16 protein-coding genes are annotated in these 19,360 nt (G+C 52.0%); 2 read left to right on the forward strand and 14 right to left on the reverse strand.

The features are described from left to right. Window positions 1-37: 37 nt before the first annotated feature. Both ACYVAM_RS22275 and ACYVAM_RS22280 read left to right on the forward strand, forming a co-directional pair. Complete coding sequence (locus ACYVAM_RS22275; protein WP_461071158.1) at window positions 38-940, forward strand: SAM-dependent methyltransferase; 903 nt, start codon at window positions 38-40, stop codon at window positions 938-940. Window positions 941-969: 29 nt separating this feature from the next. After that, entirely contained in the window at window positions 970-1,830 is an 861-nt protein-coding gene (locus ACYVAM_RS22280) for a transglutaminase family protein (RefSeq protein ID WP_461071160.1), read from the forward strand. 234 nt (window positions 1,831-2,064) lie between these two features. Here ACYVAM_RS22280 and ACYVAM_RS22285 read toward each other — a convergent pair whose 3' ends face one another. The 14 genes from ACYVAM_RS22285 to ACYVAM_RS22350 form a co-directional block, all read right to left on the reverse strand. Then, the gene (locus ACYVAM_RS22285) at window positions 2,065-4,119 is read right to left on the reverse strand and encodes an alpha-1,4-glucan--maltose-1-phosphate maltosyltransferase (protein WP_461071162.1); all 2,055 of its coding nucleotides are present in this window, start codon (window positions 4,117-4,119) and stop codon (window positions 2,065-2,067) included. A 166-nt stretch (window positions 4,120-4,285) separates the two neighbouring features. Further along, the gene (locus ACYVAM_RS22290) at window positions 4,286-5,956 is read right to left on the reverse strand and encodes an ATP-binding protein (protein ID WP_461071164.1); all 1,671 of its coding nucleotides are present in this window, start codon (window positions 5,954-5,956) and stop codon (window positions 4,286-4,288) included. Window positions 5,957-5,960: 4 nt separating this feature from the next. Beyond that, on the reverse strand, window positions 5,961-6,974 hold the full coding sequence (locus ACYVAM_RS22295; protein WP_461071166.1) for an ATP-binding protein: 1,014 nt from the start codon (window positions 6,972-6,974) through the stop codon (window positions 5,961-5,963). After that, a complete protein-coding gene (locus ACYVAM_RS22300) occupies window positions 6,967-7,353 on the reverse strand; it encodes an anti-sigma regulatory factor (RefSeq protein ID WP_461071168.1) in 387 nt (128 codons plus the stop codon). Before ACYVAM_RS22300 ends, ACYVAM_RS22295 begins: the two co-directional genes overlap by 8 nt. Before the next feature lie 19 nt (window positions 7,354-7,372). Further along, window positions 7,373-7,753 carry an STAS domain-containing protein gene (locus tag ACYVAM_RS22305; RefSeq protein ID WP_461071170.1) on the reverse strand — a complete coding sequence of 127 codons (381 nt, stop codon included), beginning with the start codon at window positions 7,751-7,753 and terminating at the stop codon, window positions 7,373-7,375. 12 nt (window positions 7,754-7,765) lie between these two features. Continuing rightward, window positions 7,766-8,650, reverse strand: coding sequence for an STAS domain-containing protein (locus ACYVAM_RS22310; protein WP_461071172.1), 885 nt, complete (start codon window positions 8,648-8,650; stop codon window positions 7,766-7,768). A 159-nt stretch (window positions 8,651-8,809) separates the two neighbouring features. Further along, window positions 8,810-10,318: a PA-phosphatase gene (locus ACYVAM_RS22315; RefSeq protein ID WP_461071174.1), complete on the reverse strand. Its 1,509-nt coding sequence runs from the start codon at window positions 10,316-10,318 to the stop codon at window positions 8,810-8,812. Window positions 10,319-10,383: 65 nt separating this feature from the next. Beyond that, window positions 10,384-11,301 carry a hypothetical protein gene (locus ACYVAM_RS22320; RefSeq protein WP_461071176.1) on the reverse strand — a complete coding sequence of 306 codons (918 nt, stop codon included), beginning with the start codon at window positions 11,299-11,301 and terminating at the stop codon, window positions 10,384-10,386. A 372-nt stretch (window positions 11,302-11,673) separates the two neighbouring features. Continuing rightward, window positions 11,674-13,221 carry a vanadium-dependent haloperoxidase gene (locus ACYVAM_RS22325; RefSeq protein WP_461071178.1) on the reverse strand — a complete coding sequence of 516 codons (1,548 nt, stop codon included), beginning with the start codon at window positions 13,219-13,221 and terminating at the stop codon, window positions 11,674-11,676. Between the two features lie 18 nt (window positions 13,222-13,239). Beyond that, window positions 13,240-14,136: a hypothetical protein gene (locus tag ACYVAM_RS22330; protein WP_461071180.1), complete on the reverse strand. Its 897-nt coding sequence runs from the start codon at window positions 14,134-14,136 to the stop codon at window positions 13,240-13,242. Window positions 14,137-14,167: 31 nt separating this feature from the next. Continuing rightward, window positions 14,168-16,426, reverse strand: coding sequence for a TonB-dependent receptor family protein (locus ACYVAM_RS22335; RefSeq protein WP_461071182.1), 2,259 nt, complete (start codon window positions 16,424-16,426; stop codon window positions 14,168-14,170). A 31-nt stretch (window positions 16,427-16,457) separates the two neighbouring features. Continuing rightward, on the reverse strand, window positions 16,458-17,573 hold the full coding sequence (locus ACYVAM_RS22340; RefSeq protein ID WP_461071184.1) for a hypothetical protein: 1,116 nt from the start codon (window positions 17,571-17,573) through the stop codon (window positions 16,458-16,460). 303 nt (window positions 17,574-17,876) lie between these two features. Beyond that, window positions 17,877-18,416, reverse strand: coding sequence for a hypothetical protein (locus ACYVAM_RS22345; protein WP_461071186.1), 540 nt, complete (start codon window positions 18,414-18,416; stop codon window positions 17,877-17,879). 83 nt (window positions 18,417-18,499) lie between these two features. Beyond that, window positions 18,500-19,282 (reverse strand): DUF2490 domain-containing protein, encoded by a 783-nt coding sequence (locus tag ACYVAM_RS22350; RefSeq protein ID WP_461071188.1) that lies wholly within the window; start codon window positions 19,280-19,282, stop codon window positions 18,500-18,502. Window positions 19,283-19,360 lie beyond the last annotated feature (78 nt).

Consider the following 19,360-nt stretch of genomic DNA (forward strand, 5'->3'; position numbering starts at 1 on the left):
GCCATAAAACGTATGTATTCCTTCCCTTTTTCCGATTATGGCATCACAGCAAGACCTCGATTTTACCTACACTACGATCGACAAAGTTTTCCGCCTGAGCATTGGGCAAACCGGCGATTATAGTGGTGCTATGTACAACGGCGACTTTTCGCTGACACTAGAGCAAGCCCAGGAACAGAAGCATAAATTCATTGCCGATAGCCTGGGCATACGAGCTGGTTCGAAAGTGCTCGACATGGGGTGCGGCTGGGGCCCTTTTCTGACATACATTAAAAAACGCGGAGCCGATTGTCGGGGGGTAACACTTTCCAGAGGACAGGCAGAAGCTTGCCGGGCTAATGGGTTGACCGTTGATGTCAGGGACTGCCGTACCATTACACCCGCCGATTATGGCGCTTTCGATGCGGTAACCTGCATTGGTGGCATGGAGCATTTCTGTTCCATCGAACAGTATAAGGCCGGTCAGCAGGATCAGGTATATGCTGATTTCTTCAAAAAGCTGTATGACCTGTTACCGGTGGGTGGGCGGTTTTATATGCAAACGATGGTCTTCTCCAAGAACATGATTCCTATTGAAGACATCAGCCTGCAAGCCCCTAAAGATTCCGACTCATATGCGCTGGCGCTGATGATTGCTCAGTTTCCGGGTTCCTGGCTCCCCTATGGCCCCGAACAGGTGATCCGGAATGCCCAGCCTCTATTCAAACTCGTATCCCAAAGCAGCGGCCGGCTCGACTACATAGAAACGATTGGCCAGTGGCGTAAGCGGTTTCGAGCCTTCAACCTGAAAAAATACCTGCTGTATTTATCACTCCTGCCTAAATTGTTAACCAACAAGCCTTTTCAGGATCTGATTGCCGTTTTTCGGGTTAGTCCGAACCGGGTGTGCTTCCAGCGGGAAACGATGGACCACTACCGACTGGTTTTTGAAAAAGTATAACTCAGCCAGCCATCACCTCTTTCTTAACCATGCCTACCCGCGTTGCGATTCACCACCATACCCAGTATGATTATGATCGGATGGTTTCTCTGTCGCCCCATTTAATACGGCTCCGGCCCGTGGCGCACAGCCGGGCTACGATCGAGTCCTATTCATTGACGATCCAGCCCGCCAATCATGCTCTTCACTGGCAGCAGGACCCGTTCGGCAATTTTGTTGCTCGTATTGATTTTTGGGAGCCCATGCAGTCGATGTCCATTGATGTGGACATTGTTGCCACCCTGGAGCCAATCAACCCGTTCGATTTTTTTCTGGACACCTATGCGATCTCGTTTCCGTTCGACTATGAGGACCAGTTGAAAAAAGACCTTGCGCCTTACTTGGACGTTACCGAACAAGGTACTCATTATGAACAGTGGCTTCAGTCGATTGACCGAACGCCACAGGGGACAATCGACTTTCTGATTAATCTGAACAAACGGGTATTCCAGGATATTGCCTACACGACGCGCATGGAACCCGGCGTGCAAACAGCCGAAGAAACGCTTGACCTGGCCATTGGCTCCTGCCGCGATTCGGGTTGGCTACTGGTACAGACGCTGCGAAAATTTGGGCTGGCCGCCCGGTTTGTTTCCGGTTATCTGGCCCAGGTCGTACCAGAAGGCCCTTCTGAACTAACGGAGAATTCGCTGGCGCTGCATGCCTGGGCCGAAGTGTTTATTCCGGGTGCCGGCTGGATCGGCCTCGATCCAACATCGGGTATGTTAGCCACGGAAGGTCACATTGCGCTGGCCTGCACCTCCGAACCTATGGGTGCTGCCCCCGTAACGGGCACGTCTGAAATAGCCGAGACCACGCTTTCGTATTCAAATACGTTGGTAAAGCTGTGAGTGTACCTGAATCTGGGGTTATATACACTCATTATCAAGACTATAGTGCCGTAGGCACGACATGTGTGTAGAAAAGACCAAGTTACCCATCCATCGTTCAGCGTGCCGTAGATACGCAATAACAGCCTGGTTATGGACCTACGGCACACTCAAAACGAACTGGACAAGCTTTTCTACAAACATTCAGTCGCTACGCGACAATGCTAATCTCAAATTCACATTCGTATTGCTTCGCTATAGCTCAATCCGCAGCAAGTGCATGGGCAACACGTAAGGATCCAGTTCAACGTAATTCTGTTCTCCCTGCCAGGTGTAATACGCGCCGGTGAGCAGGTCGTGTACTTTATACGGTTGATCATATCCGATGCCCAGTTGCCAGATCGGCACCTGCACCATACCAGCTCGCCGTTGATAGGCATCCGTATTGACCACAATCAGCAGGCGATTAGTGCCCGTAATTTTCAGGTAGGCCATAATGGCGTCGTCATTGACCGTACAGAACGTTAGGTTATTGGTCGTTTGCAACGCCACATTTTCGCGCCGAATCCGGTTGACCAGCGTGATCAGGTACGTCAGCTTGTTCGTTTTGTCCCAATCCCAAAGCCGTATTTCGTACTTTTCTGAGTTCAGGTATTCCTCTTTATTGGGGAAGGGCACATGCTCCATCAACTCGAAAGATGGGCCATAGATACCATAATTACTCGATAGCGTAGCCGCCATGAAGTAACGAATCAGAAACTGTGGTTCATGGCCCGATTGCAGGCTGTAGGGGTTAATGTCGTGCGTAGTAGGCCAGAAGTTAGGGCGGAAATAATGTCTCATTTCTCCCTGCGTCAACTCCGTCATGTATTCCTGCAGTTCCGCTTTCGTATTACGCCAGGTATAATAGGTGTACGAATGGGCAAAACCCCGCTTAGCCAGTTCCTGCATCACCTTCGGCTTAGTAAACGCTTCGGACAGGAAAATCATATCCGGGTATTCTTTCTTGACCTCGGCAATGATCCATTCCCAGAAAACGAATGGCTTGGTATGCGGATTATCGACCCGGATAATGCGAACGCCCCAGGATCCCCACACCAGCAATACCCGTTTTAATTCCTCCCAGAGGTTTTGCCAGTCGTCCGTTTCGAAATAAACCGGGTAAATGTCCTGATACTTTTTGGGTGGATTTTCGGCGTACTGGATCGTGCCATCGGGCCGTTTCTTAAACCATTCCGGGTGTTCTTTAGCCCAGGGATGGTCGGGAGAGCATTGAATAGCCAGATCCATCGCGATCTCCATATCATAATTCTTGGCAATGGCAATCAGGTGTTTGAAGTCATCGACCGTCCCCAGTTCAGCATGAATCGTGTCGTGTCCCCCTTCTTCGGAACCAATGCCATAGGGTACACCCGGCTCGCCCGGCTGGCAGATAACCGAATTATTTTTACCCTTCCGATGGGCGGTCCCAATGGGGTGAATAGGCGGCAGATAAAGTACATCGAAACCCATACCCGATATACGGGGCAGCAGGGCTTCTACATCCCGAAATGTACCGTGCCGCCCCTCCTGGCGCGACGCCGAGCGGGGGAAAAGACAATACCAGGTGCTGAATCCGGCACGCGCCCGATCCACTTCTACGCCCAATTCATGCCCATATCGGGTAGTGTGGGTGCGTTCCGGATAGCGGTTGGCATAAAATGTAAACTGATCGCTCTCGGCCACCGATACCGCTTCGTTGTACTGATCTCCGTCCGGCGCGTCCGATCCGGCCCGAAAGAGAGCCGCCAGTTCCCGAAGTACCTTCACATCGGGCGTTTCTTCGATAAGCTCCACCTTCTTTTTACTCTTCGATTTTACAGTCGGCACTTCGGCTTTCCTGCCCCCGGCTCGTTCAAGCATACCATCCAGATAGGTTGCTCCGGCCAGTAGCTCGCTGGTGATTCGCTGTCCGTCGGCGACTTTCAGATGAATTTCATGCTGCCAGGAAGCGGGATGGTTAATCCACGCTTCGAAAGTATAGAGGTAACGGCCCTGTTTTTCCACGACGAAGGAAGCACCCCAACGATCATTGACGAGTGGAGCCATCGCCATTTCGGTCCAGTTGGCATCGTCGATATGTTTATACAGCAAAACGGCCGTCAGGTAATCGTGGCCATCGGCAAAGATGTCGGCTTCTACGGCCACAACATCGCCAGGAATAGCTTTTATTGGGAATTGACCACCGTCCAGTTCGGGGCTGACACGTTCGATAACAACACGGGACCGACCAAAATCAGGTTGTCCAGAAAGCGAATTAGGTAGGCTCATTACAAAATCGTTTGATTAGTTAATCATAAACGGCTAAGCAATGTTATAAAAAAGCTGGTTCTTCAAGGTCAGGAGTTTCGGCAAAGCTACTCCACAACTTACCTGCATACGATAAGACGGGTGGACTAAGTACCTTTAAAAGGCCGATTCAATAGGCAACCTTTTGTCAGTTCAATGGTAAGTACATCAGAAAGGTAGCGCCCTTGCCCGGCTGGCTACGGGCCGTCAGGTAACCGCCGTGATTGTCGACAACTTTCTTGCAAATAGCCAGACCAATGCCCGTTCCGGCGTATTCAGTACGGCCGTGCAGTCGTTGAAACAGGTTGAAAATCCGGTCGACATATTTATCATCGAAGCCAATCCCATTGTCAACCACACTCACCTCAAGATAGTGAATTGATTTCCCGACATTGGGTATGGGCAGTTGATCGGCGGGAATCGTTCGCGTATTGACCCGGACAATGGGTGAACGGTCGGGTGGAGTAAACTTCAGCGCGTTACTCAGCAGATTCTGAAACAGTTGCCTCAGTTGCAGGGTATTCCCCTGAATGACGGGCAGCGAATCAATCTGTATCTGCGCATTTCGATCCCGGATGGCGGTTTCCAGATCGCTCTGCACTTCGGCTACCAGGGCCGAAAGAGACACGGCCTGGAATGAATGTTTTTCGGTATTGAGCCGCGAATAGGCCAGAAGCCCCCGGATTAACTCCTGCATACGACCCGTAGCCATCTGCATCCGGCGAATGATATCCTGCGCGTTTGCATCGAGTGCCGGACCATACTGTTCGGTTAGCATGCTGCTAAAGGCCTGAATCTTGCGCAGGGGTTCCTGCAAATCATGGCTGGCTACGTAGGCAAACTGCGACAGCTCGGTATTGCTCCGGCTCAGCTCACCAATATCGTCGGCCAGTTGTTGCTGGCTGGTTTCCAGCTGGCTCTTGTTTTGTCGTAACTCTTCGTTATCCCGCAGCGTCTGTTCAATGCCTTTCTGCACATCAATATCGGCCAGGAACCCAGTCCAGTGCATCACTTCCTGATTGGCATTTCGGAGTGGCGTAGCCGAAACCAGATGCCAGACATACCTACCGGTCAGACTACTATGCAGGCGCCATTCGCCTTTAAAAGGAATACCAGCGGCAATACTGTCTGCCCAAATCCGCTTTACGTCGGTATAGTCATCTTTATGAAAATGACGAAGCCAGCCTTCTTCATTCAGTTCTTCCATCGATTTACCCAGAAAATGGGTAAATCCCTGATTGACGTACGTTAACGTCCCCGTCGACGTCATCGAAAAAATCAGCAACGGTAGTGAGTTCGTTACCTGTTTGTACTGCTGTTCACTCTGGCCGAGCCGTTCGGCCAGTTCCTGAAGCTGGCTGTTTTTACGCTTGATATCATCATAGGGGGATGCAGGCGGCTCACTCAGAAATAATTTTTTCCAGCCGTTGATACGGTCCGAATTAACCGATTTCGAATCCTGAACGGCGCAATACAATTGAATCTCGGTTCCTTTGCCATTCACGTCAATGCACAGCTCATCGACCAGCCGCCGGGCATGGTTCAGGGCCGCTTCGAAGGTACCGGCTGCATAGGGTCGGCGGTCGTGTAAGCAGGCAAAAATACGCCAGCCTTTTGTGTCATTACTTCTCACACCCAACCGCAACGATGCATGATCACCACTGATTACCGCCAGTCTGGCAACTTCCGAGACGGCCGTTGCGAAAGTTGTTTGGGCGGCCAGTGAGAGTCCTGCCAGTTCGGCTAGTTTCATGCTGCGCTTATGAACCAAAATCAGGTCCATTTCATTATCCAGCATTAATTTTGTCAACTCATGCATAACGTTAGTACAGCTTACTCACCACTACAGACATGTCATCGGTATGGCGGGCACATTCTTTATAAATTATAGCCGCCAAAATAGACGGATCATAATTTCCAATACCCGGATAGCGCGCGGGATTCCACCGCGTGTGTAGTCCGTCGGAGGCCATCACCAGCAGTTGATTTCGCTCATAAGGCATTTCCTGAACAAGGAGTCTTCCGGGAATATTATGTCCCAGAATACCATTCTGAGGCATATAGCCTTTCACACCCAGCGAGCCGCTAAGCCTGGTCGTGATATTGCCAACTCCACAAAATTTCCATTTCCGACTGGTAAAATCAAACACAGCGCAAGTTCCTACCAGCCCCCTCGTACCGACAGAAGCCTCATGAATAGCGGAGACTAAGGTACTGGGGCTAGCGTCCAGGCCCTGCCTCAGGGCTCGAATGGCCTGTTCAACAGCGCGTTGCGCCAGCAGGCCATGCCCCAAGCCATCCCCCAAAAATACCGTTAATGATGAACCTGTCTGTTTACTGTAACAGGCATCGCCACAAACTGTTTCGCCCTCTTTTGGCACGCAAATACAACGAACTTCAGCCCGGGAGGCCAGAGCAGCAGGCTGATGCGCGTTTTCATAGATCCGCACCAGCACAACCGTTCCACGCTTCGGCTGTGAATAGAGCTGGAACTCACTGGAAAGTCGCTTGATAGCACCCAGTCCCTGCCCCAGCGATCCTCCAGTCGATACGCCGTCGATCAGCATTCGATTCGCATCGATCATACCGGGTCCACTATCGACACTGATCAATTCCAGGCTGGCATTATGGGAGTTGGGAATGACCTTGACTAGCAATTCCCCGTCAGTAGCATATTTAACTAAGTTGGATAGCAGTTCGGCAAGGATAATATCGAGCTCACCCATTTTTTTTTCGTTGAACCGAAGCCTGCTTGCCATTAAGCGTATATCTCGTTTAATGGCTGCCCCGTAGCTGCGATCAGGTACGATAAACGAGCGGTGGGGCGTGTTATCCATTTGTCCATTTAATAATCGTTACGGTTGTTCCCTGCCCAACCGTACTGTCAATTGAAAATTCACTCACCAGCCGCCGGGAGCCGGGTAGCCCTAAACCCATCCCTGAACCAGTTGAATAATCATCCTGCATGGCCAGGTTTATATCAGCGATACCAGGCCCTTTATCCGCAAAAATCAACCGTATACCCGTTTGTTTATCCCGATTCACCAGATCAATTGTTACGTCGCCCCCTTTTGCATAGTTAAGCATGTTGCGGGCTAGCTCGCTGGCGGCTGTGAGTAATTTGGTTTGATTAAGCAATGACATCCCGATCAGCACAGCCTGCATACGGACATAGCCCATAAGATGGATCACGTCTCGTTCAACTCCTATTGCCATTGTTTCAGTAGCCGTAACCTTAATCGTCGGAGTCGGCATCGTTGGATACTGTCTTGCTCTGCAGAAGTTCCATGCCTTTCTCCACGTTTAACGCTGTGTAAACGCCTTTTATCGGTAAACCCAGCTCCACCAATGTAATTGCAACGGCAGGTTGCATACCCACCACCACCGTTTCGGCATCCAGCACACGGGCCATGCTGGCAATGTTGCTCAGAATGCGACCCATAAACGAATCGACAATAGAAACAGCTGAAATATCAATCAGGACCCCGCTCGCATTGTTTTTAGTGATAGCCCCAATAATATTGGCTTCCAGATCGAGCGCCAGCCGATCATAGAGATCAACCTGAATCGTTACCAGCAGAAACCGGCCCATTTTTAAAATAGGAATTCGCTCCATGACCGATCTTGATTAAAAAAGGTTGGATTCTTCGGATGACCTTGTCCCCGATGGTAGTTTTCTCACCTCCAGGCGTAACACCCGAAACGCATATTTAAGCGCACTGGCCAGCGTGGCTTTGGTCACCACATTCGATAGGTCGATGCCCAGGTGCACCATTGTCTGGGCAATTTCGGGCCTGATACCGCTGATGATACACTCAGCTCCCATCAGGCGAGTTGCGTTTACGGTTTTTATCAGGTGCTGGGCAACCATTGAGTCGACCATCGGCACACCTGAAATATCCAGAATGGCAATATCACTACTGGTATTGACAATCTCCTGCAGGAGGTTTTCCATCACAAGCAGGGTGCGGGAACTGTCCAGAGTGCCAATAATCGGCATAGTCAGAATACCATCCCATACTTTTACCACGGGTGTCAATATGCTGGCCATCTCATCGTTCTGGCGCAGAATGATATCCTCCCGGCCCTGAATGAACGTTTCAAAGGTGACAATGCCCAGATTATCAAGGAACTTACTGATTTTCAAGCTTTCCAGATAAAGCCGTTGTGGATCATTAGTCAGTTCAGCCTGTATCGTTTCCAGCAGCGCGTCTTTTAAGCTAAAAATATACACGCCTGTTTCACGGGGTGTGTAGCCCTGCCGGGCACGCGACATGGAAATTCCCGACAGCATGGTAACCAGCGGTTCGAGATCGGGCGCATCTAAATTTGCAAGGTTAGCATCAGTCAGGACTGCGAAGAGGGTATTCAGAAGCTCACTCGATTGGTTCCGAAGCTCATCATTTGGCATTAGATCGTCCCGAAGGCTATCATCGGCCAATTGAATACGCATCCAGGTAGTTAAAATTTGTTTCTTCTTTTGCCGAAGCAGGTCGACGATCGAATCGGTCATGTTGACAAATGTTGCTGTTTTAACAAATATACGCATTTACCCGATAAGCCGATTGAGTAACAAGGTTAGCATTTCATCAACAACGACATTGCTTGATGAAAATCTCAAAAGTCACTGAAGCGGGGCAAATTCATCGACCCTCAAGTCGCCTGACTCCCTCTATTTCGCGCCGTCAGCCTTGGCGCCAGCAACGGCCGTTTGCCCAATAAACGTGCCCAGTTTCGATCCGGCCTCCGTATCGAATCGAAAGCTCGTACCGCCATACAGTTCCGCCATCGCCGACTCGGTGGCCTTCGCGGTCAGGTCAGTCGACTCATCCGGAAACAAATAAGCCAGCACGGTGGTAGCAGCCGCAGCAACGGCGGCCTGATCGGACACGTAGCCGGGTGTGTTGGGAATGACGGTTGCCGTTTTAATGCCCGCGTCGACCTGCGAAGGGCGTGGGGTGAAATACGTGTATTTTATAGACCAAGCCGCCGTTGTGGCATCCTGCATCGCCCGGTTCATGAGTGCATACGTACGAGCTGTCCGAAGCTCATTCTGGCTATTCTGTCGAATGAGGTCTTCTGCCAGAAAATTCCACTGACCTGATTGCGAATAGGTATTGGTACCGTTGTCCCAATAGTTGGCAATACGCCATTGATCACGCGTGCGCGTCGCGGCCATATCGCGCACTTCGCTGAGCGCTTTCTGAATATCAGCCGAACTGGTAGCGGGGGGCGCAGCCGGAATGGCGCGAAAAATAGCCGTCGAATCGAACCAGGTTTTCACCGTACCCGCCAGCGGCAGAACGGGCGAGCGGGCAGGCAACTCCAGACTGCGCCACTTCTGGTCGTAAGGAGCCGATGCACGCTTTGCTTGCCAGCTATTCGTTGCGTCAATAGACAAACTAAAACGGTCGGTTTTAGCCCGGTCGATGACTTTAGCCGCTATAGCAGCCGCCAGTTCTTCGCCCGCTTTCACATCGCTGGGCACGTTGGTGCCCGCCCAAACCCGGCTTTGCTTGTGCTCAGCCGCTTTGGCCTTCAAGAAGGGTACTTCAGACGGAAATAAATAGGCCAGTACCTGACACGATGCCTCGGCAATGGCCGCGTCTTCCGACGGATATGATGGCACATCGACCACCGGAATCCGTGTAATAACGCCCTGGCTTTCCAGCGAGGGCCGATTGTACTGGTATTTGGCCCGCCAGGCAACAACCAGCGCGTCGTATTGCGCGACGCTCAACAGGGCATATACCCGAGCCGCATACGGTGATCCGGCATATGGGTTAGCCGCATCAGACGTGACAACCTGCCCCGTTGCATTGTCATAACCGGGGGGGGTGTTGTATTTGGCCACCAGTTGCCGGGCAATCTGATTCCAGCGCAAAACGCCCCCGGCTGCCCAATAGTTGACCGCCGTGTTCTGTTCGGGATTGGCACTCAGCAAGCCATTTTTAATATCGCTTAGCTCCTTCTGATACGCATCGGACGTAATGGCGGTCGGCTGTGGCACCGTAACGTCGGCGACCGATTTCAGCACGATCGTTCGCCAGTTGCCACCGTCGGCATCGGGAGAGCCGGGGGCAGTGAAGGGCAGAATACCCTCGTCGATGGTCGGCTCTTTACAGCCCCCGGCCCATATCAGTAGCGTACTCAGAAGTATAGACGAAAAAAGCGTTTTCATAGTTGTAGAACATTCGCCCGGAGCCAAAGTCCGGGCTGGTAGGATCAGTCAAAAATCACAAAAAACTAATTATTGGCGGTCCAGTGACCAATAACGATGCCGCCATTGACTTGTGTCGTTTTGCCAATATTACGCCCATCCAGGGTAGCGCTGTAGCCTGCCAGCAGACCAAATTGCTTGAGCAGGCGCACATAGGCGGTTGCTCCTACCCGGGTGAAGCCAACCGCATTGGTCGGAAAAGGAACCCCCGGACCGATATCCGTACCCTTGTTATGGGGCGTTTGCTGCTGTCCCCAAACGTCGATGTTGAACACCTTCGATACGATTCCGCCACGAACAATGATCTCGGTTACGTCGGGTACGTTAACGACTGAACCGCTGTTTGGGTTAAGCTGGCTGGGATCGTAATAGTTGACGGTATGGTCGAGTGTTACCTGCCCATTTCGGATATAGCCGTACTGACCCGTTATAAAAAATGAACGGGCTTTAAAATGCAGCATGGTGCGCCCATCGAGGTTACGTGAGCCCCGGCCAATGGCCACCAGCGCATCGTTCACATAATTTTCTACCGGAACCGAATAACCGACGGCGAACAGCCAGGAGAGCTTTGTCTTCCCAAATTTGTAGTCGAAAGCTTCCCAGCGAAGCGTAGCCGAGGCATCCTGAAAGCCTTCCTGTTTGGGTGAATAGCCAGCACTGGCCTGGGTACGAACATAAGGAACCGCCACAATCAGGTCGAGGTCGTAGCCGAGTCCATAGGTACCAACAACGGTCAGGGCCTGAGTCGTTACGGTGCCAAGGTTGGGATTTTTTGTTTCGGTTTTATTGACATAATACGTGTCGAAGGTCGACTGGGAACCGATTATGGCTAAACTGGCCTTTCGCTGGCCACGCATAAATCCGTCTATTAAACCCTGCGCCTGGGTTTTCGAAGCGAGGATCAGAAGTACCAGGACACTGGCAGTAACGGCTATAAATCGCATAAATCCATTTTAGGTTGAACAAAAGTAGTCGTTCAGGAGGAGCATATCCTATGAACGACCGTTTTCCTTGTTAGTGGTTAACCGAACACCGGAATTCTTCACTTTTCTTACAGGTGCTTAGTTTCTGTGATGTCAGCGGGTCGCCCGCGCGGTTCTTAAAACTGACAAGCAAGGTTTCTTAAAACCGCATTGACCAGCATTAGCCGGTAGCTTTTGAGAATCGCAACGGCGAACCATCATTCCAGCGTCGGGTTCTTAAACCCGATGTCACAGAAACTCAGCAACGTTCAACCTAACAGGCAAAAAAGTACCCCAGCCATAAAATGACTGGGGACTATCAACCTAACCTATGATAAAAGCGTAAAAATTCGATTATAAGCCCGAGCCATCAGCCTTGCCGCGTACTACGGCATAAGAACCAATGTTTTTGCCACAGGCGAGCCCCGCTGAACAGTCGAACCGATAGTGGATCAAGCCATACACCCGCGAGTCAGATGCTTCCTGCGCTTTGGTCCAGAAATCATCGGCCTGATCGGGGAAAATGCTGGCCAGCACGACAGCGGCTGCTGCCGAAAAAGTTGAGTGTCCTGATGTATAAGACGGGAAATTAGGTAGCCCTACGGATGTTTTCATACCAAACTGCTGGGGCCGTGGATAATAGTAAAACGACTTTGTATCCCAGCAGCAAACACCCGCATCCATCAGCGCTGTACTGACCAGCGCCAGTGTCCGAGCCATGCGTACTTCGCTATATTTAGCATCATTAGCGGCATTGGCGGCCGTCCGCATCCAGTGGCCGGGGGGCGTATAACTGCCTGCGCCATCGGCCCAGTAATTGGCAATGCGAGCCTGTTCGCGGGTCTGGCCTTTGTTAATTGTTTTGAGTTCGTCCAGTGCCGCATTAAACTCCGGACTACCAATGGCCGGTGGCGGGCCGGGACGAAGTTTAACTTTCGTTGCGGCATCGAAATTCCAGTTCTGTACAGCGCCATAATTGGGCAGCATCGGCGGACGAGCGGGGATTTCCTGGCTCACCCATACTTCACTCAAGCCCCGCGCCTTGGCATCGGCCGCCATACCCGCCGTGAGGGTTTGGTTGTTCGCGGCACTCATACCGTCGGTTTTAGCCCGGGCCATCACTTTGGCCGCTACCTGATTTCCCAGATCACTACCGGCATTCAGGTCGCTCATGACATTCATGCCCGCCCATAAACGACTGTTGCGGTGTTCGGCCAGTTTCGCGTCTAGAAACGGCACTTCACCGGGAAACATAGCCTTCAGCACCGTGTAGGACGCAGCCGCAACAACGGCATCTTCCGATGGGTAGGCGGGCAAAGATGAAGTAGGCAAGGCAACCCGAATGGTGGCATCTACTTTCGACGGCGCTGCCCGCTTAAACATGTACTTATAATTCCAGGCGGCCACCAGCGCATCGTACTGTGCCACGCTCAGGTAGGCAAAAACACGGGCGGTATACGGCGGGTTGGCAAACGGAAACCGAGGGTCGGCCAGTGGATTGGCGGCATCGGGCACCGGGTATTTCCCATCGGCCGTCGACGCGGGCGGCACGTTATAGCGGGCAGCCAGTTCACGGGCAATTTCGTTCCAGCGATAAGCGGCTCCGGTGCCCCAATAGGCGACAGCCTCCTGTTGCTCCTGCGTCAGGCTGGCTGACTTCGACTTAAGATCGGCTACTTCAGCCAGATACGCGGTCGAGGTTACCGATGCAGGCGTCGCTACAGTCACGTCGGTGGGCGCCGTGAGTACGTAGGTTTTCCAGGTACCGGCTTTTTCATCTACGCTGGCCGGGGTGTAGCCGACGCGTAACGGTTCGGAAATGCTCTTGTCGCAGGAGATAACGGCGGCCGACAAACCAACCAATGCGCAACTGAGTAATAATAAATGACTATATTTTTTCATGACGCTACGGTAGCTTACTTATTTCTTAAAATTGATTTGATACAACAGTCCCACCATGTAGCTGGTGCTCTGACCCACGTTCAACCCGTCTACGACATACCCGACGCGGGCATTGACGCCAATGTTATGCGGCTGCACTTTGGCGTACCAGCCTACGGATGTCGACTGCATGTTATTACTCGGGAATGGCATATCGTTCCGGCGAATATTGTCGCCGTTAAGGCACGATACCCGCTCAGCCCAGAACTCCGTTTGCCAACCCTTCCGCAGCACCCCCAGCCGAACGGCCGCATCGTACGTATTGGGGACGTGCACTTCGTTGGTGTTGTATACCCGGTCATCGGCCTGATAAGCGTCCTGATCGATTCGGGTATTGCTCCGCCAGCCATAACTGCCGTGGGCCGTCAGATAAAGACCCGTTCTTGGCTCCCGGTAGTTGGCCAGCAACCGCCCCGTAAACGTGCGGCACTGCAACCCAATCGACATGGGCAGAAAACTCGGCACGTAATTACCCAGCGGAATCGAGCCACCAACAACTGCGTTGAGCGAAAATCCACCGGCCTGAACCGCTTTCACTTTCAGCCAGGCCGACAAGTCCTGCACGCCATGCTGGCCCATAAGGTTGCCCGCGCTGGTGCTCGTCCAGACATACGGCAGGCTCAGAATAACGTTAACCCGTTTGCTGATCCCGATAACGGGCATCAGCATAAAGCTCTGGGTCGTTTGCGTGCCGATATTCAGGTTCTCGCGTTTGAGGCTGTTTTCCCAGTATTGATTCCAGGAACTGTGGGTATACATACCCGCCACGCAGACCTGGTTTTTATTCATGTAAATGGCATCCTGCGGCATCTGAGCCCGGACCACGAATGGGGTCAGCAGAAGGGCCAGGAGCAGATAGTTGAGATGTGTTTTCATTTGTCTGTTTTACGTTATAGTACGATGGATGTTAAATAGTCAGGCCAACCGTTAATACGGCACTGCGGCCATCCGATGGCCAGACACCCGGCCCCGGATAAAATGTCGGGCGTTTGGTAAAGTATTGCCGGTTCAGCAGGTTATTGATACTTCCGCGAATCGTTAAGCCACCTTTGCTATGCCAGGTGCCGTTCAAATCCCAGAGACTGTAGGCGGGCACCGGACCAACAGCACCATTGGCAGACGCAACGGGCGTGTTCAGCGCATCGGAAAACGTCTGGCTGACATAACTGTATTGCAGTGTCAGACTAGTGGTTCCACAGCGGGCGGTCAGTCCATTACGGCTGGTCCATTCCGGAGCCGATTCCACCTGATTTCCCGTTACCGACCGGTTCTCCGCGCCCGTCGAAACCCGCCCGTTGAGGTAACGCGCCTTGTTATAGGCCGTTGAGGTAAAGCCGCTGATCAGGATTCGATCCGTTCGAACCAGTTGGGTCTCCACGAGGGCTTCTACGCCTGTGCTCCGGCTATCGCCAATGTTCGTGCGGAAAATGTAGTTGGTGCCGTCCGCGTTGGTGAGCAGGACCGTACCCAGCCGATTCCGGTAGAGCAGGTCAAACACGGTAACATTCAGATGCAATCCCTGCCAGCGCCCATCAATCCCAAGTTCGGCATTGTATCCGTAGGCATCTTTCAGGTTCTTGTCGATTCGTTCATAGACGGATGTCGGAATGATATCCTTGAAAACGACCGGCCGATAGGCCTGTGACCAGCCGCCATACACTTTAACGGACTCATTGACCCGGTACTCACCATTGACGCCCAACAGCAGGAAATGATGGCTAATGTCGGTCGGTAGATTTTCCGGTGCGTAGTAGGTAATCGTACCGCGCATCTGCGTCTTCCCCCTTTCGAGCCGCATCCCCGGCGAAACGGTCAGCCGGTTCGTCAGGTGAAACTGGTTTTCGGCGAAAGCCGCTACATTTTGGGTTCGGTAATGCAGGTCGCGCTTAAAGGGGCTGGTCAACGATAGATCAAAATCCGTATCGGTCGTGCCCAGGCCGAGCTGCCGACGGTGCAGGTCATTATCCATTAATTGCACACCCACCGCCAAGGCGGAACCAACGTTGCCCAGCTTGTACTGATGCAGTAGCCGCCACTCGGAGGTGTAGCTATTAAAGTTGTCGATGTCGACCTGCCGGGGTTTGTATTGGCCCGTTATCCGGCTGATGGTATCGGGAACGGTAGCGAACGCATCCAGCTGAACACTGTTACGAGCGCCCAGAACAGCCGATAGCGTCCAGAGAATTCGGGTCCGGTCGGACAGTTGCCAGTCTGTTTTCAGCGACGGAATATAAATGTCCGGGTTGAAGTAATTCCGGCTTCGGGTCGACTGGCGCGGGTTCTGGGCAAACATGGCGTCCGTTAATGGCCCCGGAATCTGGTAGTTGTACGTTGACCGACCCAACTCGGCCGTAAAGCCCAGCCGTTGGGTTGCCTGGTACTGAACGCGGCCCAATTGCGCATTGGCGTCGGAGCGGCTATTTTCCCGGTACCCGTTCGAATGGCGCCGGTAATAATAGACATAATAAGTCCACTTCCCTACCCGACCGCCGAGGGCATTGTAGGTGCTCAGCAGCCCATAGGAACCAACCGAGTTTACCGTTTCAAAACCAAACGCACGTGTTGTATCGGCGCTCTTTGTTACGTAGTTAAGCATACCGCCAAATTGAGCCCCGTATTGCAGCGAGGCCGTGCCGCGAACCAACTCGATCCGGTTAATACTTTCCATCGGGGGCGAATAGTGGCTGGCGGGATAGCCGTACATATCGGAATTGGTAATGACGTCATTCTGGCGGATATTATTCTCCCAGGAGCGGTGCGGATCGAGCCCCCGAGTAGCGATATTGATCTGATTTCCGGTGCCATCCATATCGTATACGAACACCCCCGGAATCCGCGCAAATAGCTGACGGGGCGTTTTCTCGGCTACGTTGGCATCGATATCGGTCAGGCGAATTACTTCATTTCGCTTTCCACTCATTAGGTATGTACCGTGTACAATGGGTAACGACTCGACCACCGTTGGGCGGAAACCTTTCACCGTAACCTGCTTCAGCGTTCGGCTGGGCAACGAGTCTGTTGGTTGCCCTTGAGAGGCTCGTTGATTAAACGACCGAGCCGACAGGTTGCCAGCAAAGCTTATAGCCAGGCTGAACATCCAAAGTAGCTTTATCGCTTTATTTTTCATGGTCAGATTGCGCAGCGAAGAGAAAATGGCCGTTGCCATTTCTCTTCGTTCTGCCTTCAACGTCATTCACTTAAAACCAACGGGATACATTAATCGAAACCAGGTAATCGGCAAAGGCCGCATCGCCATGTTTCAGACCCAGGGGATCGAGCCGATCGGCATAACTCGTGATACGGTTGCGGTAAACGGCGACCGGCACTGTGGCTGCGATCGACGTTTTATGACGCATGTAGGCCAGGCCCGGCTCCACCGATACGATATAGCCAGGGCGACGGAACCCGTTGCTACCCCCGAAGGCATCGATGGCAGGTACCCCTTCTACCCGGCCACCCAACATAATGGCCAGGCCCGGAATCGCTTTGATGGATTGGCTTAAGCCAAGACGAGCGGCAAACTGATCGGCTACGGAGAAATTACCTGTTACGAGGTCAATCGTGGTGGCTTCCGGATTGCGCACTGTGCTGTTCGTTTCGCGCGGGTTGAACAGGTAAAAGCCGTTTGCGTAGGCGGTCAGCGTTTTGGTGAGCGATACATAGCCCTGAAGCTCCACGCTCACACCCACACCACCATCACCGAGCTGAATCGACTGATCGACGGGCTTATTGATCGTATAATCCGTGCCTTCCTTGGTCAGTTTGTGGAAATCATCGGTTGCGCCATAATTGCCCGTTGGAAGCTTTACCCCCAAACCCACCGCCAGGTTAGCTTTGGGTAACTTCACCGGATTCACCAGCCAATAGCTACCCGAAAGGCGAAGATCGCCAATCCCCTGCGATTTCGTATCGAACCGTTTCTGCTGAGGATTCTGGGCGATGGCATTGCCATAATGCTCATACAGCGACGAACGGTCATTGTATTGAATAGGCAAATTGACCGAGAACGACAACCGCTGGTTGACCATGTACGTGAGGCCCAGATCGATAGCGTGCGATATGTTGATGACGTTGGTGCCTTGCTGAACGCGCTGTTTCTGTTCTTCATCGCCAACAAAATGCTTGTAGGACCGGAAGAATCGGTAGCCTGCCGACACCTGCCAGTGGCCAGTCCGTTGTTTGAAATAATCGGCTGAGCCCGCCGGAGCAGCACAACTCATGTGGCGGACAGCCACACAACCCTGCGCCAATGCAGACGCACAAAAAATAACGGTACAGGCGAACGCCAATACGATTGTATAAATCGATTTCATAAAGAATAAAGTCTGAGTAAGAGAAAATGAATCGGGGTAGAATGCCTGTCGACAGGAGCCAACGCATAGCGTCCAGCCAGTGCAAAACACAAGCGGGCAACAGCCATTAGCTCATTGATAGCAGGAAACAGCCCTACAACCGTGTATGGAGCCAGTTAAGTAGCGGTGGGTAGTATAGACGATTGGCTGGTACCACGGCGGGCATCGATGCGCATCATCTACAGCCTGCTTACGCCATAAAGCGCAGCCAGACAGCCAGCAAAAGCTACTTGGAACAACCAGAAACACGATCAGGAATTCACCTCATACTTCGGGAGGGGGCGAATGAACGGGGAGGGCGCGGGCCGCCATCACAAACAGAAAGCCTGGGATGCGGGTCGCTTCACGCCAGACGGGAGAGCAAAAACTAAAAATATCGCGCGAATTGGGCGAGTATTCTTTTAAGAGAAACTTGAGCAGCTTACTGGCTTTTTTGTGCGAATCGGACGCACCGGAAACATGGTCGTTCATGAACGACAATAAATCGCTCTGCCAGAACGAATGACTCTCCGCCTGTAAGCCAGTGATGTGCAGTACATCGCCCTGAATTTCGAGGCTGACAACGCTATAATACTGACCGTGGTAGCTAAACCCGTCGGAGGTCGTGCGGGTGAGGGCGTTGGCATCGGGTTTGTCTTTCAGCGGAATCTGGAACTCCACCATACTATCGACCGAGCGGTATACCATAAGCTGTTCCGATAAGTCATGCTCTGCCTGCCACCACGTACCAACGAACACCAGCACATAGGCCAGCGTGTGGTAGAGGAACAGGCCAAAGAGACCAATGGAAACCGCCTTCTTCAAAACTAGAGTCAGTTAAAGTTTTCTCAAAAATAATACAAATTTTCCAACAAAAGGTATGTCTATCCGGTTTCTCGTAATTTTACTCAATTTTGAGGGGTAAAAAACCAGACGCCGACTTCTGATAAGTCAAAATTAGTGATCCAGGTGGCCTGTAACAAGTGCAGATAACGATGATCCTGCTGCGGATTACGAATTAAGTACTGATACATGTAGCCTAGTTCCAGTTTACCATATCGGCCTGTGTTGTAGCCAATCCCACCATACAACCAGTTCTCCCCATAAAAGGCATTTTTGGAACTGATCGGGCTATTTTTTGCGCCTGACAGACAAAGGAAAGCTTCGTTGGAAGCCGATGCATAAAACCCCTTCGACTGCTGTTTAGGATCGTACAAAGACAGATTAACGCCCAGTTGATACCGAAATAAGGTGGCGTAGGACCATTGGTTCGTCTTCATATTGAGCGGATACCGTTCTTCGTACCGCAGCCGATGCGATACTTTCAACCGACCCAGACTGGCTACATCGTGCGTAACAGCCACCTGCGCCCAAAGCCTGTTTTCGTTGACATGCAACCCAAACAGGTTGTGCTTTACATAGGCATACCCGACGCCCAACTGTATGTTCGGCCGGAATTTGTAGAGCAGACTCGGTTGCAGATAATATTGAAGGGCAGTGGCCGGAAACTCCTTTGTTTCAACGGTCTGGTGAAAAGCATCTATTGTCGACGACAGGTATACGTTGTACTGGAGCTTTTTACTCAGATTACCTGATTGGGAGATGGCTGGAAAAAAGCCATAAAACGTCCAGTCCTGCGCCAAGCTGATCGAACCTTGTACCAATAAACAAAAAAGATATACGTATCGCATTGATTAGTAGAACAGTGGGGTGAGGGCATTTCCACCGTTTACTTACCAAATAGCATGCCAGCGCAGACCTACATATAA

It is taken from the genome of Spirosoma horti (genome assembly GCF_054776595.1).

Coding starts and splice junctions, on each gene's coding strand:
- ACYVAM_RS22275 (WP_461071158.1), top strand. CDS start 38: ATGGCATCACAGCAAGACCTCGATTTTACCTACACTACGATCGACAAA.
- ACYVAM_RS22280 (WP_461071160.1), top strand. CDS start 970: ATGCCTACCCGCGTTGCGATTCACCACCATACCCAGTATGATTATGAT.
- ACYVAM_RS22285 (WP_461071162.1), bottom strand. CDS start 4,119: ATGAGCCTACCTAATTCGCTTTCTGGACAACCTGATTTTGGTCGGTCC.
- ACYVAM_RS22290 (WP_461071164.1), bottom strand. CDS start 5,956: ATGCATGAGTTGACAAAATTAATGCTGGATAATGAAATGGACCTGATT.
- ACYVAM_RS22295 (WP_461071166.1), bottom strand. CDS start 6,974: ATGGATAACACGCCCCACCGCTCGTTTATCGTACCTGATCGCAGCTAC.
- ACYVAM_RS22300 (WP_461071168.1), bottom strand. CDS start 7,353: ATGGCAATAGGAGTTGAACGAGACGTGATCCATCTTATGGGCTATGTC.
- ACYVAM_RS22305 (WP_461071170.1), bottom strand. CDS start 7,753: ATGGAGCGAATTCCTATTTTAAAAATGGGCCGGTTTCTGCTGGTAACG.
- ACYVAM_RS22310 (WP_461071172.1), bottom strand. CDS start 8,650: ATGACCGATTCGATCGTCGACCTGCTTCGGCAAAAGAAGAAACAAATT.
- ACYVAM_RS22315 (WP_461071174.1), bottom strand. CDS start 10,318: ATGAAAACGCTTTTTTCGTCTATACTTCTGAGTACGCTACTGATATGG.
- ACYVAM_RS22320 (WP_461071176.1), bottom strand. CDS start 11,301: ATGCGATTTATAGCCGTTACTGCCAGTGTCCTGGTACTTCTGATCCTC.
- ACYVAM_RS22325 (WP_461071178.1), bottom strand. CDS start 13,221: ATGAAAAAATATAGTCATTTATTATTACTCAGTTGCGCATTGGTTGGT.
- ACYVAM_RS22330 (WP_461071180.1), bottom strand. CDS start 14,136: ATGAAAACACATCTCAACTATCTGCTCCTGGCCCTTCTGCTGACCCCA.
- ACYVAM_RS22335 (WP_461071182.1), bottom strand. CDS start 16,426: ATGGCAACGGCCATTTTCTCTTCGCTGCGCAATCTGACCATGAAAAAT.
- ACYVAM_RS22340 (WP_461071184.1), bottom strand. CDS start 17,573: ATGAAATCGATTTATACAATCGTATTGGCGTTCGCCTGTACCGTTATT.
- ACYVAM_RS22350 (WP_461071188.1), bottom strand. CDS start 19,282: ATGCGATACGTATATCTTTTTTGTTTATTGGTACAAGGTTCGATCAGC.